Here is a 13,001-nt window from a genome sequence, read left to right as displayed (position 1 = left end):
ATGACTTATCGCTACAAAGTGGCTCTTATATTCCTCATCGGATTCTTTATCGACTGTATAAACATATTCATGTCGGCCGTGGCTTTACCGAGTATTGCCCATGACATGCACGTCTCGACTTCATCCGTGGCCTGGGTGGCCAATGCCTATATTCTCGGCCTGACCCTGATCATTCCGGTAAGCACCTGGCTGGCCGGACGATTCGGCAGCCGCGAAACCCTCACCGCCTCGATGCTGGTGTTCAGCACCGCCGTATGGATGTGCGGGATGGCCGGCAGCTTCCATGAGCTGGTGATCTGGCGCTTCGTCCAGGGCATCGGCGGCGGCTTGCTGATCCCGGTGGGCCAGGCCCTGACCTTCAATCTGTTCCAGGGCCCGCAGCGGGCCAAGATCTCCACCCTGGTGATGGCCGTCGCCCTGATCGCCCCGGCCATCTCGCCGACCATCGGCGGCGTGATCGTCGACAGCAGCTCCTGGCGCTGGGTGTTCCACAGCAACATTCCGTTCTCGCTGATCGCCGCCGCCCTGTCCTGGTTGTGGATCAAGGAAGCCCGTCCCGCCAGACTGGCGCGCCCGGACATCAAGGGTCTGCTGCTGGTCAGCGCGGCCCTGGGCAGCCTGCTGATGGGCATGTCGCTGTACGGCGGCGACTACCCGCCGCTGGCCGCCCTGAGCTGCCTGATGCTGGGGGTCACCTGCGTGGTGCTGTATGTCCTGCACTACCGCCGCTGCGACAACGCCATCGTCGAGTTGAGCCTGCTCAAGAGCAAGAAGCTCAGCACCTCGATCTTCATCTACTACGCGATTCCCGGGGTGTTCACCGGGGTCAACCTGCTGAGCATCTTCTTCCTGCAGAACAGCCTGCACTTCAGCGCCAAGCTGACCGGCATGTTCATGATCCTCTACGCCGGCGGTGCCTTCATCGCCATGCTGGTCTGCGGCCGGGTCTACAACCGCTTCGGCGCCCGGCGCCTGTTCACCCTCGGCATGCTCCTGCACAGCGCCGGCATCGCCACCCTGTACCTGGTCGACAGCGCCGCCGACCTGCCGATCATCGTCATCGCCTACTGCCTGATGGGCATCGGCGGCGGCATCGGCGCCAACACCGCGCAAACCACTTCGCTGATGGACTTCGAAGGTGCCGATACCCACAAGGGCAGCGTGATCTGGAACATCAACCGGCAGATGTCCTTCAGCATCGGCGCCGCGCTGTTCCTGATGATCTACAACCTGCTGCTCGCCAGCCTGGCGTCTACCCCGGCCTATCACCTGACCTTCGTCATCGCGGCGGTGATGGGTCTGTTACCCCTGTTGCAGATGAGCAACCTGACCACGCAAAAGGAATGTCATGCACAACACAATCGTTGAACAGGCCAAACACAGCATCCATGCGGTCCACGAGCTGATCCACGCGGTCTTCACCGACCTGGACGGCAACGGCGCCGCCGCCATCGACCGCCTGCTGCCGGCCTTCGCCGAGCACTTCAGCATGGTCACCACCGCGGGCGCCATCGTCAGCCGCGAGCAGGTCGAACAGATGTTCCGCGGCGCCGTCGGTGCCCGCCCCGGCCTGGAGATCCTCGTCAGCGACATGCACACCGTCTGGCACGAAGGCCACAGCGCGGCGATCCGCTACAAGGAAACCCATCGCCTGGAGCAGAAGGAAACCTCACGCCTCTCGGTGGTGGTGATCCGGATCCATGAGCACTCGGCCCAGTGGCTGTACCTGCATGAAACACCGTTAAGCTGACAGCGAGTCACCCCATGAATTACCAGATCACCCAGTGCCTGATGCTCTCGCCAAGCATCAAGGAAATCACTCTGGCGCCTCTTGTGCCGGCCCCCTGCGAGGCCACCGCCGGGGCCCACTTCAAATGGTGGATTCCCCAACTCGAGCAATGGCGTCACTACTCCCGGGTCGAACTGGCCGAACATGAGCTGCCCCAGGGCAGCCTGGTGTTCGCCATTCGCCTGAACCCCGACTCGCCCAGCAGCGCTTATATCCGCCAGCTGAGCGTTGGCGACTCGGTACGACTCGACGGCCCGTTCAATGCCTTCGACTACCAGCTGGATGACAACGATGGCGCCGACATCGCCCTCGCCGGCGGCATCGGCATCACGCCGTTGACCGGCATCCTCGGGCATCTGCGAGCCCGGCAGCGCCCGGCGCGGCTGCACTATTTCGCCAAGAGCGCGGACGACGCGGCCTACGCCGCACAGATGCGCGAGCTGTTGCAGGACAGCCTGAGCCTGCACTGCTCCGACTCGGCCGAGGGGCGCCCGTCGGTGGCCGCGGTGCTGGGCCAGTTGCAGCCCCGGGATCGCCTGTACGTCTGTGGCCCGCAAGACATGCTCAACGACGTGTTCAGCCATGCCCAGAGCCTGGGCTTTCCTCGCGAACGCATCCACTTCGAAATCTTCAACACCACCCTGGCGGAAGACGAACCCGGCTTCGCCGTGCATGCCGCGGACTCCGGCATCGACCTGCGGGTGCAGCCCGGCCAGTCCCTGCTCGACGCCCTCGAAGAGGCCGGCCTGGAGCCGCTCTACGACTGCCGTCGCGGCGAATGCGGGGTGTGCGAGCTGGACGTGCTGGAAGGTGAAGTCGATCACCGCGATTTCATCATGAGCCCGCAGCAGGCCGCCTGCAGCAACAAGATCTACCCCTGCGTATCCCGGGCCAAAGGCCCAAGCCTGAAACTGGTCATCTAAAGAGAGAACCTCGTTGGACAACTACTTCAACGGCAAGGAAGTGCATCGCACGCTGTTCCTTGATCCGTCGCTCTTCGAGCGAGAACAACAACAGGTGTTCGCCGCCAGCTGGTGCTACCTGGGCCATGAAAGCCTGGTGCCGGAAACCGGCGACTTCTTCACCGGCGACATCGCCGGCCAACCGCTGGCCATGGTCCGGCAGAAAAACGGCGAGATCGTCGTGCTGCACAACCGCTGCCCGCACAAGGGCGTGAAAGTGCTGGCCGAGCCGCAAGGCAATGTCGGGCGCTTTATCCGCTGCCCCTATCACGCCTGGACCTTCAAGACCGACGGCCAGTTGCTGAGCATCCCGGTGAAAAAGGAATACGACGACTGCGACCTCAGCAGCTGCGCCGCCCACAAGGGCATGCAGCCGGTGGCCGCGGTGGAGAACTACCGGGGCTTTGTGTTCGTGCGCCTGAAGGAACAGGGCGTCGGCTTTAGCGAGTTCTTCGGCGACTCGCTGTCGACCCTGGACAACATGGTCATGCGCTCGCCCCAGGGGCAGTTGCGCGCCATCGGCCAGCCCCTGCTGCACCGCCATCGCTGCAACTGGAAGATGGTGGTCGACAACCAGACCGACACCTGTCATCCGATGGTCGCCCACGAATCCTCGGCCGGCGAAGCCATTCGCCTGTGGAAGGAAACCGGGCATGACGGCCAGCCGCCGATGGCCGTTGAACTGTTCTCGCCGTTCATGGCGTCCTACGAGTTCTTCAGCGCCATGGGCATCCGCACCTGGCCCAACGGCCATGGCCATACCGGCGTCAGCAACTCGATCCACAAGGCCTATTCCAGCATCCCCGGTTACTGGGAGCTGATGGTCGAGAGCTACGGCGAAACCCAGGCCGCGGCGATCCTCGACGATACCCGGCACAACACCGTGTATTTCCCCAACCTGATGGTCAAGGGGCCAATCCAGACCCTGCGGGTGATCCGCCCGGTCTCGGCCAGCGAGACCGTGGTCGAGTCATGGATCTTCGAGCTGGTGGGCGCGCCGGTGCAGCTGCTGGAAAGAACCGTGCAGTACAACAACCTGATCAACTCGCCGTGCTCGATGGTCGCCCACGACGACGTGGAAATGTACGAACGGGCCATGGACGGGCTGCGCAGCCAGGCCAACGACTGGGTGAACGTCGCCCGCCTGTTCGAACCGGGTGAATCCCATGAGCAGACCCAGGTGGTGTCCGGCACCAGCGAACGGGCCATGCGCAACTTCTACAACACCTGGCAGCAGCTGATGCAGGCCCCAGACGGATCGACCGCCCATGGATAACTCGCCCCTCGAACAGCTGATCTACCAAGAGATCGCGCTTCTCGACCAACAGGATTTCGACGCCTGGCAACAGCTGCTGTGCGACGACTTCCACTACTGGATTCCGCTGCGCCACGATCAACCCTGCCCGTTGCGCGAATCCTCCCTGCTGTATGAGGACCGTTTCCTCACCACCCTGCGCATCAACCGCCTGGCCAGCGCCCGCAATTTCTCGCAGCAGCCCAAGAGCCGCAGCCTGCACATTGCCCAGCGGCCGGCGATCAGCCTCGACCCGGACGGCCTCAGCGCCCGTTGCCTGACCCCCATGCTGTATTGCGAGGCCCGTGGCGACAGCGAATGGCATTACCCGGTGACCGTGGAGCACCAACTGCTGTGCCTCGCCGGCCAGTGGAAAATCCAGCGCAAGAAAGTCCTCCTGCTCAATCCGTCCCGCGCGTTTGAAAGCCTGCAGCTCATCATCTGATTTCCGAGACCCTTACCTGTGAACTCCTCCCACTCCGGTTTCGAAGAAACCCAAGGCACCCGCTCGTTCCCCAACATCGACCTGTTGTACGACTATGGGCAGTTCCTGCACCGTGCCACCCAGGCCATCGGCCACCTGCCGCCGGCGATCGCCGACAAGCACATCGGCATCGTCGGCGCCGGCCTCAGCGGCCTGATCGCGGCCTATGAACTGCTGCGCGCCGGCGCCACCCGCATCACCCTGTTCGAAGCCTCGAAAGACCACCTCGGCGGGCGTTTCCTGACCCAGTGCTTCGACGAAACCCAACCGCAGTTCATCGCCGAGATGGGCGCCATGCGTTTCCCGCCGAGCGAAGTCGGCCTGTTCCATTATCTGGACCGCTTCGGCATCGGCACCACCGAGGCCTTCCCCGACCCTGGCGTGGTCGACACTGAAATCCACTACCGCGGCGAAACCCACCACTGGCCGGCCGGGGAAAATCCACCGCCGATCTTCAACACCGTGCACCGCGGCTGGAACGCCTTTCTCAAGGAGGGCGTGCGCCTGGACGACGGCACCTTCCTGGCGCCGCCGCTGCTGCTCACCGAGCTGCTGGAAAAGCAGCAATACGCCGAAGTGCAGCCGGAGTGGCAACGCTACCTGGACTGCTTTGGCGATCACTCTTTCTACTCGGCCATGGTGCAGATCTTCACCTCGAAAAACCCACCGGGCGGCAAGCGCTGGCGCAAGCCGGAAGACTTCCACCTGTTCGGTTCCCTGGGCATCGGCTCGGGTGGTTTCCAGTCGGTGTACCGGGCCTCGTTCACCGAGATCCTGCGCCTGGTGATCAACGCCTTCGAAGTCAACCAGCGGCTGGTGCCCAACGGCATTTCCACGCTCTGGGAGCGGATCGCCGACGAGGAATTCCATGGCATCGCCCTGCGCGACCGGATCTGCCGCACCCGCATCGAATCCATCAGCAAAGGCGCCGACGGGCAGATCCTGCTGCAAGGCTGCAACGGTGAAACCTATGGCTGCGACCGGGTGATCACCACCGCCACCACCCGCGCCCTGCAAGTCAACATGCGCCTGACCCAGGCCGAGCAGTTCGTCAATCGCGATGTCGCCCGGGCGATCAACGAAACCCACATGGTCGGCTCGTCCAAGCTGTTCATCCTGACCCGCGACAAGTTCTGGCTCAAACATGGCCTGGCGCAGAACATCCAGACCGACACCCTGGTCAAGGGCGTCTACTGCCTGGACTACGCCCCGCAGGATCCCGACTCCTGGGGCGTGGTGCTGATCAGTTACACCTGGGAAGACGACTCGCACAAAATGGTTTCGATGACCGACAAGGTCCAGCGCTGCAAGCGCCTGGTGGACGAACTGGCGATGAGCGCGCCGGAGTTCGCCCGCCACCTGGTGCCGCTGGACGGCGACTACCAGCGTTACGTGCTGGAGTACGACTGGCTCACCGACAAGCAGGCCCTGGGCGCGTTCAAGCTGAACTTCCCGGGCGACGACCTGTACTCCCAGCGCCTGTTCTACCAGTTCAAGACCGCCCTCGACCCGCAGCAGGACACCGGCCTGTACCTGGCCGGCTGCGGCAGCTCGTTTACCGGCGGCTGGGCCGAAGGCGCGGTGCAGACCGCCCTGAACGGCGCCTGCGCGGTGATCGCCAGCCTCGGTGGCGAACTGCTGGAAGGCAACCCGCTGTTCGATCTGCAATCGCACTTCCGCTATTGCTGAGCCCAGGCCCCCACCGACTTTCGTTGAGACTTTTTCATGTACAGCCAGCTTTCGATCGAAGCGCTCGTTGACGGGTTTCGCCAGGGCAAGCTCTGCCTGGACTCCTGGCACCGCACGCTGCTCGAGCAATACGCCGACGCCGGGCACCTGAACAGCTTCATCAGCTTCGCCCCGCAGGCGTTCAGCGGCGACACCGGCACGCCAGAGCAGCGCCAGTTGCCGCTCTACGGCATCCCGGTTTCGTTCAAGGACAACATCAATGCCAGCGGCCTGCCGACCACCGCCGGCACGCCCGGCCTGGCCGACTACCAGCCGGCCACGGACGCCGGCATCGTCCAGCGCTTCAAGGCGCTGGGCGCGCGGGTCGCCGGCAAGAACAACATGCACGAGCTGTCGTTCGGCGTGACCTCGGCCAACCTGAGCTATGGCGCGGTGGTCAATCCGCGCCACCTGCAACACAGCGCCGGCGGCAGCAGCGGCGGTTGCGCCGCGGCCGTGGCCGCCGGCCTGGTGCCCTGCGCGGTGGGCACCGACACCGGCGGCTCGGTGCGAATTCCCGCGGCCTTCTGCGGCGTGGTGGGTTTCCGCCCGAGCACCGGGGGCTACCCTGGCGACGGCATTGTCCCGGTGTCCCAGACCAAGGACTCGCCGGGCCTGCTGACCCGCAGCCTGGAAGACGCGCTGTTCGTGCACCGGCAGCTGACCGGTGCTTCCTGCGCCGCGCCGATCGAGCCCAAGCGCCTGCGCATCGGCATTCCCCAGCAGTTCTTCTGGTCCGAGCTGGAGACCAAGGTCCACAGCGACTGCCGCGCGGCGATCGATTGCCTGGCCGATCAGGGCGTGGAGATGGTGCCGGTGGACGACCGCCTGATCGGCGAGATCAACGAAAGCATCCAGTTCCCGCTGCCGATCTTCGAGTTCTTCATCGACTTCCCGCGCTTCCTGCTGAAGGCCGGCTGCGGCGAGCGATTCCTCGAGATCCTGGCGCAGATCCGCGACCCACAGATCAAGAAGACCCTTATGGCGCAGTTGGAGAGCCCGGCCATTTCCTATGAGGACTACGTGCAGGCCTTGATGAGCAAGATCCGCCTGGATCGCGAATACGCCGGGCTGTTCCAGCAGCACCGGCTCGACCTGATCGCCTACCCGACCGTCAGCTGCACCGCGCCGCTGCTGGGCGACAGCGGCGCTCAGGAGCATTTCGAGCGTTTCGTACGCAACACCGATCCGGCCAGCAACCTGGCGGCGCCGAGTGTCAGCGTGCCGGTGGCCGCCGCGGGCAGCCTGCCGGTAGGCCTGTCGTTCGACGCCTTGCCCGGACAGGACCACCAGTTGCTGCAAATGGCGCAGCAACTGAGCCGCCTGCTGGCCCTGCGCTGAATCGCCGCCCGGGTGCGCGGGAGCCGGCCTGCCGGTTTCCCGCTACCCGAGGCGCACCCTCGCTACCTCCAATAACAATTTCATTGCAGGCCTTGCCATGCGCGGTACGTCCATCGCTTCATCCCCTTCAACCTCCCATCGCACGGTCGCCGAACGCCGGCCCTCGGTCATCGGCGGCGCCATGATCATCGGCGGCACCATTGTCGGAGCCGGCATGTTCTCGCTGCCGGTGATGATGTCGGGGCTGTGGTTCCAAGGCTCCCTCGCGGTGCTGGTGCTGTCGTGGTTCTGCACCCTGCACTCGGGGCTGATGATCCTCGAAGCCAACCTCAACTACCGGCCGGGGGCGAGTTTCTCGACCATCACCCGCGACCTGATCGGCCGGCGCTGGAGCCTGTTCAACGGCGCCACCCTGGTGTTCGTCCTGTACATCCTGACCTATGCCTATATCTCGGCCAGCGGCTCGGTGATCCGCCACACCGCCCACACCCTGGGCCTGGAGATTTCCTCGCGCAACGGCGGCCTGCTGTTCGCCCTGGCGGTGGCCCTGGTGGTCTGGCTCAGCACCGCGGCGGTCAGCCGCATCACCACCCTGGTGTTCGGCGCCAAGATCCTTGCCTTCTTCCTGACCTTCGGCGGCCTGCTCGGCCATGTGCAGCCACAGGTTTTGCTCGATCGCGGCAACCCGCAACCGGACTACCTGCCCTATCTGTTCATGACCCTGCCGTTCTGCCTGACCTCCTTCGGCTTTCACGGCAACGTGCCGAGCCTGATGAAGCACTACGGCAAGGACCCGCAGCGCATCCGCAACTGCCTGCTGATCGGCACCCTGATCGCCCTGGTCCTGTACACGGTGTGGATGCTCTGCACCATGGGCACCCTGCCCCGCGATCAGTTCAAGGACATCGCCCGCCAGGGCGGCACCATCGATGTGCTGATCAGCGCCCTGGGCGGCATGCTCAACAGCGCCCGGGTCGACCTGCTGCTGACCCTGTTCTCCAACTTTGCCGTGGCCTGTTCGTTCCTCGGCGTCACCCTCGGCTTGTTCGACTACATTGCCGATTCCCTGGGCTTCGACGACAGCCCCCGGGGCCGCCTGAAAAGCGCGCTGGTCACCTTCGCCCCGCCGATCGGCTGCGCGCTGATCTGGCCGGAAGGCTTCATCCTCGCCATCGGCTTCGCCGGCCTGGCGGCGACCGTCTGGGCGGTGATCACCCCGGCCCTGCTCGCCCATGCCTCGCGCAAACGCTTCGCCAGCCCGCTGTACCGGGTCTGGGGTGGCACGCCGATGATCGTCCTGGTGCTGCTGTTCGGCCTGGCCAATGCCCTGGCCCACCTGCTGTTCAGCTTCGACCTGCTGCCGGTCTGGCGTTAGCCGGGAGCCGGGCAAAAAAAACCCCGCCGGAGCGGGGCTGAAACGAAAGGAGCTTTAACGGATGAGAAAGAGCTCTTTACAGCAAGTGCATCGACATCAGAACACGTACTGCGCGCGAACGATGAAGCCGTCGCCGTCGTCGTCGCCGGTACGCTTGGCCGGTGTACCACCGCTGGCGGCCGTGGCGTTGGTGACCTTGTCGGTCTTGGCCTTGACGTAGGTGGCAGAGATTTTCACTGCTTCGTTGGCGTACCAGTTCACACCCAGGTTGTGCACCTTGACTTCGGCATCGCCGACGTCGCGGGTCAGGCTGGCGGTGGTGATGTTGTCGTCTTCGACGGTCATGCTGTCGTAACGATAGAACAGTTCCCAGGCGCCGAAGGCCTTGTTGGCCGGCTTGATGGCGTCGAACTTGCCAACCTTGTAGCCGCGGGATTCGCCGGTCAGGGTGTAGGCGCCCTGCACGTAGAAGCCATGGCCCTTGATGTCTTCGTAGGCGTTGGAATCAGCCTTGGTCTTGCGGGTGATGTATTCACCCTGGATCGAGGCCGGGCCCATGGCGAACGCGGCTTCCAGACCAAAAGCGGTGTCACGGTCGTAGGAGCCGGCTGGCGAACTGGAGCTGCCGCCCAGCACCGGACGGTTGCCGTTGGTGCCGGCATCGTTACCACCCAGGGTCTCGACGCCACGCATGCCCATGCGGGTGCGATAACGGGAGTCGAAAGCGGTGTCGGAGACATCGCGCGAAGCCACGTTCACACCGAAGTGCAGGACGTTGCCGGCATCGTGCATCGGGGCGAAGACGAAGCGACCGTTGACCTGCTTGACGCTGTCGCCGTCGGTGTCGTCGGTGTCCTTGCTGAACACGCCGGCCGAGGCATAGAAGGAATCGGCGAAGGTGCTGGAAGCTTGCAGGCCCATGCCGTTCTGGTGGGTGTTGGCCCAGTCGACCATGTCGTAGGCGATGTTACGTTCCGGCGCGGTGACCCACTTGGAGCTGGTGGCTTTTTCCAGGCCGAAGTCCGGGTCGAAGCGACCAACCTTGATCGACACCGGCTTGAAGCCGTTGTAAGCCAGCGAGGCTTCGTCGAAGTAGCCGTTATCGGAGTCGCCGGTGTTGTGGGAGAAGTCGTAGTTGATGGTGTAGGCCCAGTCGGTGTACAGCACGCCGGACAGTTCGAGGAACGCGCGACGGAAGTAAGCGGCGTCGGCGGTGTCACCATTCTTGGTGTAGACACCGTCGAAGCGGCTGTAGTCGGCTTGCAGGCGACCACCGAGCTTGAAGCTGAACTCTTTGTCTGTGGTGGCGACCTCAAGGCCGCCCTTGGTCTTGACTACGATATCGGCGCCATCGGTGGTGACGGTGCCAGCGAAAGCCTGGGCGGTAACTGCCAGGGCCAGGGCGCTGGCGGCAAAACCGGCGAAGTGCTTACGGATCATCGAAGATTTCCCCTAATTGGTGGTCTGTAGCGCTGGAAAAAACACGCGAGTCAGGCCCGCTTGTGTTGGGAGGGAATCTTGGCGGCGGGTTATTTCAGGGGAGTTGCTGATAGATAAAGATTTGATGACAGCGGAACTTTTTTACTTCCAAACGAAATAAGGCAAAAAGCCTGTACTAGAGCCTTGGGCGGGGGATTTTGGAAAAAACGGGATCCAATGTAGCCGCTACCACAGGCTGCGATCGACCCGGGCCGTGTTCGGAGAACGGCCGCGGCGACTTCAAGATCGCTGAAGGCCTTCGGCCTTATCGCAGCCTGCGGCAGCGGCTACAGGAATTGGTATGCCTTGCAGGCGTTGGTGTAGCCGCTGGCGAAGCCTGCGAACGAGCGCGAAGCGGTCGCGCTCTTGAGGCTTCAGCGGCTACGGGAGGATGGTCGGGTGAATCAGGCGTTGCGCTTGCGCTCGGCGGCCAGGCGTTCGGCCAGCGCATCAACATCGGCGACAGGCGCTTCGGGCATCTTGCGCAGGGTGGCCTGCATCAGGCGCATCTGCCGCAGGAAGCGCCGGCAATTGGGGCAGAACAACAGGTGATGGCGCTGGATCAGGCGCTGGCGAAAGCTCAGCTGACCATCGAGATAGTCGCTGGAGCGTGCCACTTGTTCCTTGCAGGTCAGCATTGGCCGGTCTCCTCGAAGTGCTCCACCGTGGCAAAAATCTTCAGCCGCGCCCGGTGCAGCAGCACCCGGACATTGGAGAGGGAAATGTCCAGAAGATTACAAATCTCCTCCAACTCCAGGCCCTGGCGCTCGCGCAGGGTCAACACGCTGCCCTGCAGTTCCGACAGGCTCAGCAAGGTGTGTTCCAGGCATTCGCGCAGCTCGGCCTCGGTGAGCAGGGCTTCCGGGGTGTCGGCGTGCCAGGCGAACGGCGCCACCAGCCAGTGACCGTCAGCGGAAGAAAAACGCTCGTCGCCGATGGTGCCATGGGGGGACGGCAAGTCATCCAGCAGGACTTCCCGGCGGTTCTGTTTGTAGCGGCTTTTCGCCGAGTTGGCGGTGATGGTCAACAGCCAGGTCTTGAGGCTGGAGCGCCCCTGGAAACCCGCCAGGTTGCGCACCACCGACAGCCAGGCATCCTGCACCACTTCGTCGGCGTGGCGCTGGCCGACAATGGCGTAGGCCACGGCGCGCATCGCGCTCTGGTAGGTACTGACCAGTTCCTTGTAGGCCTTTTGCTCGCCGGCCAACAGGCGTTCAAGCAGTTGCGTGTCGTCAGCTGCGGACATTCATGCCTCGTAATCGGAATCAGGGATCACAGCCGCCCAGCGCCGCCGGCGCCATGCAGGAGCCGACGGCCAGCGCTTCAGCGGCTGCGATCCATAAGACTGTCAACGCTTGCGCAGAAGCACACTGCCAATCGAATAACCGGCGCCGAACGAGCTGAGCACCGCCAGCGAGCCGCTGGGCAGGTCGTCCTGGTTCTTGTGGAAAGCGATCACCGAACCGGCCGAACTGGTGTTGGCGTAGGTGTCGAGAATCACCGGCGCTTCCTCTTCGGTGGCTTCGCGGCCCAGCAGTTTCTTGACGATCAGGTGGTTCATGCTGAGGTTGGCCTGGTGCAGCCAGAAACGCTTCACGTCGCTGACGTTCAGCTGGTTTTCCTGCAGGTGCTCGGCGATCAGTTCCGCCACCATCGGGCAGACATCGCGGAACACCTTGCGGCCTTCCTGCACGAAGAGTTTGTCCGGCGCGCCGATGCCCTCTTCCGCGGCGCGGTTGAGGAAGCCGAAGTTGTTGCGGATGTTGTTGGAGAACTTGGTCAGCAGCTTGGTGCTGATGATGTCGAACTGGTACGGCGAGGTGGCCAGGTCAGCCCGTTCAATAATCACCGCGGTGGCTGCGTCGCCGAAGATGAAGTGGCTGTCGCGGTCACGGAAGTTCAGGTGGCCGGTGCAGACTTCCGGGTTGACCATCAGGATCGCCCGGGCCTGGCCCAGTTGCACGCTGTTGCAGGCGGCCTGGATGCCGAAGGTGGCCGAGGAGCAGGCCACGTTCATGTCGAAACCGAAACCGGCGATGCCCAGGGCTTCCTGGACTTCGATGGCGATGGCCGGGTAGGCGCGCTGCAGGTTGGAGCAGGCGACAATCACCCCGTCGATGTCCGCGGCGGTCCTGCCAGCGCGTTGCAGGGCCTGTTCGGCGGCGCCGATGGCCATCTGGCAGAGCACCGACCATTCGTCGTTGGAACGCTCGGGCAGACGCGGGGTCATGCGCTGCGGATCGAGGATGCCGTCCTTGTCCATGACAAAGCGGCTTTTGATGCCGGAGGCCTTCTCGATGAAGGCCGCGCTGGATTCGGTCAGGGCCTGAACGTCGCCGCGCTCGATCGCTTGCGCGTTGTCGGCGTTGAACTGATGCACGTAGGTGTTGAAAGACTCCACCAGCTCTTCGTTGGAGATGCTGTTGGCCGGGGTGTACAGGCCAGTGCCGCTGATGACGACGTTATGCACGGTCGTTCCTCTATTCTGTTCAGGCAGAAGGTATTGGCACCGTCGTACCAAACCGTAAATGGTCTATCCCGACTGGCGG

At 63.7% G+C, this 13,001-nt stretch carries 12 protein-coding genes; 8 read left to right on the top strand and 4 right to left on the bottom strand.

Features of this window, described 5'->3' with window-relative positions:
- From J4D28_RS18580 to mtr, 8 genes are all read left to right on the top strand, one after another.
- Positions 1 to 1,368 (top strand): MFS transporter, encoded by a 1,368-nt coding sequence (locus tag J4D28_RS18580; protein WP_028681884.1) that lies wholly within the window; start codon positions 1 to 3, stop codon positions 1,366 to 1,368.
- Positions 1,349 to 1,750, top strand: a complete 402-nt coding sequence (locus J4D28_RS18575; protein WP_028681883.1) for a hypothetical protein — start codon at positions 1,349 to 1,351, stop codon at positions 1,748 to 1,750. The genes J4D28_RS18580 and J4D28_RS18575 overlap by 20 nt, the downstream gene beginning before the upstream one ends.
- A 14-nt stretch (positions 1,751 to 1,764) precedes the next feature.
- A complete protein-coding gene (locus J4D28_RS18570) occupies positions 1,765 to 2,712 on the top strand; it encodes a flavin reductase family protein (protein WP_063428905.1) in 948 nt (315 codons plus the stop codon).
- 13 nt (positions 2,713 to 2,725) lie between these two features.
- The gene (locus tag J4D28_RS18565) at positions 2,726 to 4,027 is read left to right on the top strand and encodes a Rieske 2Fe-2S domain-containing protein (RefSeq protein ID WP_028681881.1); all 1,302 of its coding nucleotides are present in this window, start codon (positions 2,726 to 2,728) and stop codon (positions 4,025 to 4,027) included.
- The gene (locus J4D28_RS18560) at positions 4,020 to 4,490 is read left to right on the top strand and encodes an aromatic-ring-hydroxylating dioxygenase subunit beta (protein WP_009047599.1); all 471 of its coding nucleotides are present in this window, start codon (positions 4,020 to 4,022) and stop codon (positions 4,488 to 4,490) included. Before J4D28_RS18565 ends, J4D28_RS18560 begins: the two co-directional genes overlap by 8 nt.
- Positions 4,491 to 4,508: 18 nt before the next feature.
- Entirely contained in the window at positions 4,509 to 6,218 is a 1,710-nt protein-coding gene (locus tag J4D28_RS18555; RefSeq protein ID WP_103331382.1) for an NAD(P)/FAD-dependent oxidoreductase, read from the top strand.
- A gap of 36 nt (positions 6,219 to 6,254) precedes the next feature.
- On the top strand, positions 6,255 to 7,598 hold the full coding sequence (locus J4D28_RS18550) for an amidase family protein (RefSeq protein WP_103331383.1): 1,344 nt from the start codon (positions 6,255 to 6,257) through the stop codon (positions 7,596 to 7,598).
- A gap of 97 nt (positions 7,599 to 7,695) precedes the next feature.
- A complete protein-coding gene (gene mtr / locus J4D28_RS18545) occupies positions 7,696 to 8,973 on the top strand; it encodes a tryptophan permease (protein ID WP_029526995.1) in 1,278 nt (425 codons plus the stop codon).
- 96 nt (positions 8,974 to 9,069) lie between these two features.
- Here mtr and J4D28_RS18540 read toward each other — a convergent pair whose 3' ends face one another.
- From J4D28_RS18540 to J4D28_RS18525, 4 genes are all read right to left on the bottom strand, one after another.
- Positions 9,070 to 10,413, bottom strand: coding sequence for an OprO/OprP family phosphate-selective porin (locus J4D28_RS18540; RefSeq protein ID WP_009047595.1), 1,344 nt, complete (start codon positions 10,411 to 10,413; stop codon positions 9,070 to 9,072).
- A 443-nt stretch (positions 10,414 to 10,856) separates the two neighbouring features.
- On the bottom strand, positions 10,857 to 11,090 hold the full coding sequence (locus J4D28_RS18535) for an anti-sigma factor (RefSeq protein WP_009047594.1): 234 nt from the start codon (positions 11,088 to 11,090) through the stop codon (positions 10,857 to 10,859).
- Positions 11,084 to 11,698, bottom strand: coding sequence for an RNA polymerase sigma factor (locus tag J4D28_RS18530; RefSeq protein WP_009047593.1), 615 nt, complete (start codon positions 11,696 to 11,698; stop codon positions 11,084 to 11,086). Before J4D28_RS18530 ends, J4D28_RS18535 begins: the two co-directional genes overlap by 7 nt.
- A 102-nt stretch (positions 11,699 to 11,800) precedes the next feature.
- Positions 11,801 to 12,922: a beta-ketoacyl-ACP synthase III gene (locus tag J4D28_RS18525; protein WP_009047592.1), complete on the bottom strand. Its 1,122-nt coding sequence runs from the start codon at positions 12,920 to 12,922 to the stop codon at positions 11,801 to 11,803.
- Between the last annotated feature and the right edge of the window lie 79 nt (positions 12,923 to 13,001).

The sequence above is a fragment of the Pseudomonas sp. GW531-T4 genome (assembly GCF_017349615.1).
Lineage (GTDB): Bacteria > Pseudomonadota > Gammaproteobacteria > Pseudomonadales > Pseudomonadaceae > Aquipseudomonas > Aquipseudomonas chlororaphis_I.
This window is presented reverse-complemented; position numbering and strand designations above follow the sequence as displayed.

Bases quoted from the DNA above. Each gene is read 5' to 3' on its own strand.
- J4D28_RS18580 (WP_028681884.1), top strand. From the start codon at position 1: ATGACTTATCGCTACAAAGTGGCTCTTATATTCCTCATCGGATTCTTT.
- J4D28_RS18575 (WP_028681883.1), top strand. From the start codon at position 1,349: ATGCACAACACAATCGTTGAACAGGCCAAACACAGCATCCATGCGGTC.
- J4D28_RS18570 (WP_063428905.1), top strand. From the start codon at position 1,765: ATGAATTACCAGATCACCCAGTGCCTGATGCTCTCGCCAAGCATCAAG.
- J4D28_RS18560 (WP_009047599.1), top strand. From the start codon at position 4,020: ATGGATAACTCGCCCCTCGAACAGCTGATCTACCAAGAGATCGCGCTT.
- J4D28_RS18550 (WP_103331383.1), top strand. From the start codon at position 6,255: ATGTACAGCCAGCTTTCGATCGAAGCGCTCGTTGACGGGTTTCGCCAG.
- mtr (WP_029526995.1), top strand. From the start codon at position 7,696: ATGCGCGGTACGTCCATCGCTTCATCCCCTTCAACCTCCCATCGCACG.
- J4D28_RS18540 (WP_009047595.1), bottom strand. From the start codon at position 10,413: ATGATCCGTAAGCACTTCGCCGGTTTTGCCGCCAGCGCCCTGGCCCTG.
- J4D28_RS18535 (WP_009047594.1), bottom strand. From the start codon at position 11,090: ATGCTGACCTGCAAGGAACAAGTGGCACGCTCCAGCGACTATCTCGAT.
- J4D28_RS18530 (WP_009047593.1), bottom strand. From the start codon at position 11,698: ATGTCCGCAGCTGACGACACGCAACTGCTTGAACGCCTGTTGGCCGGC.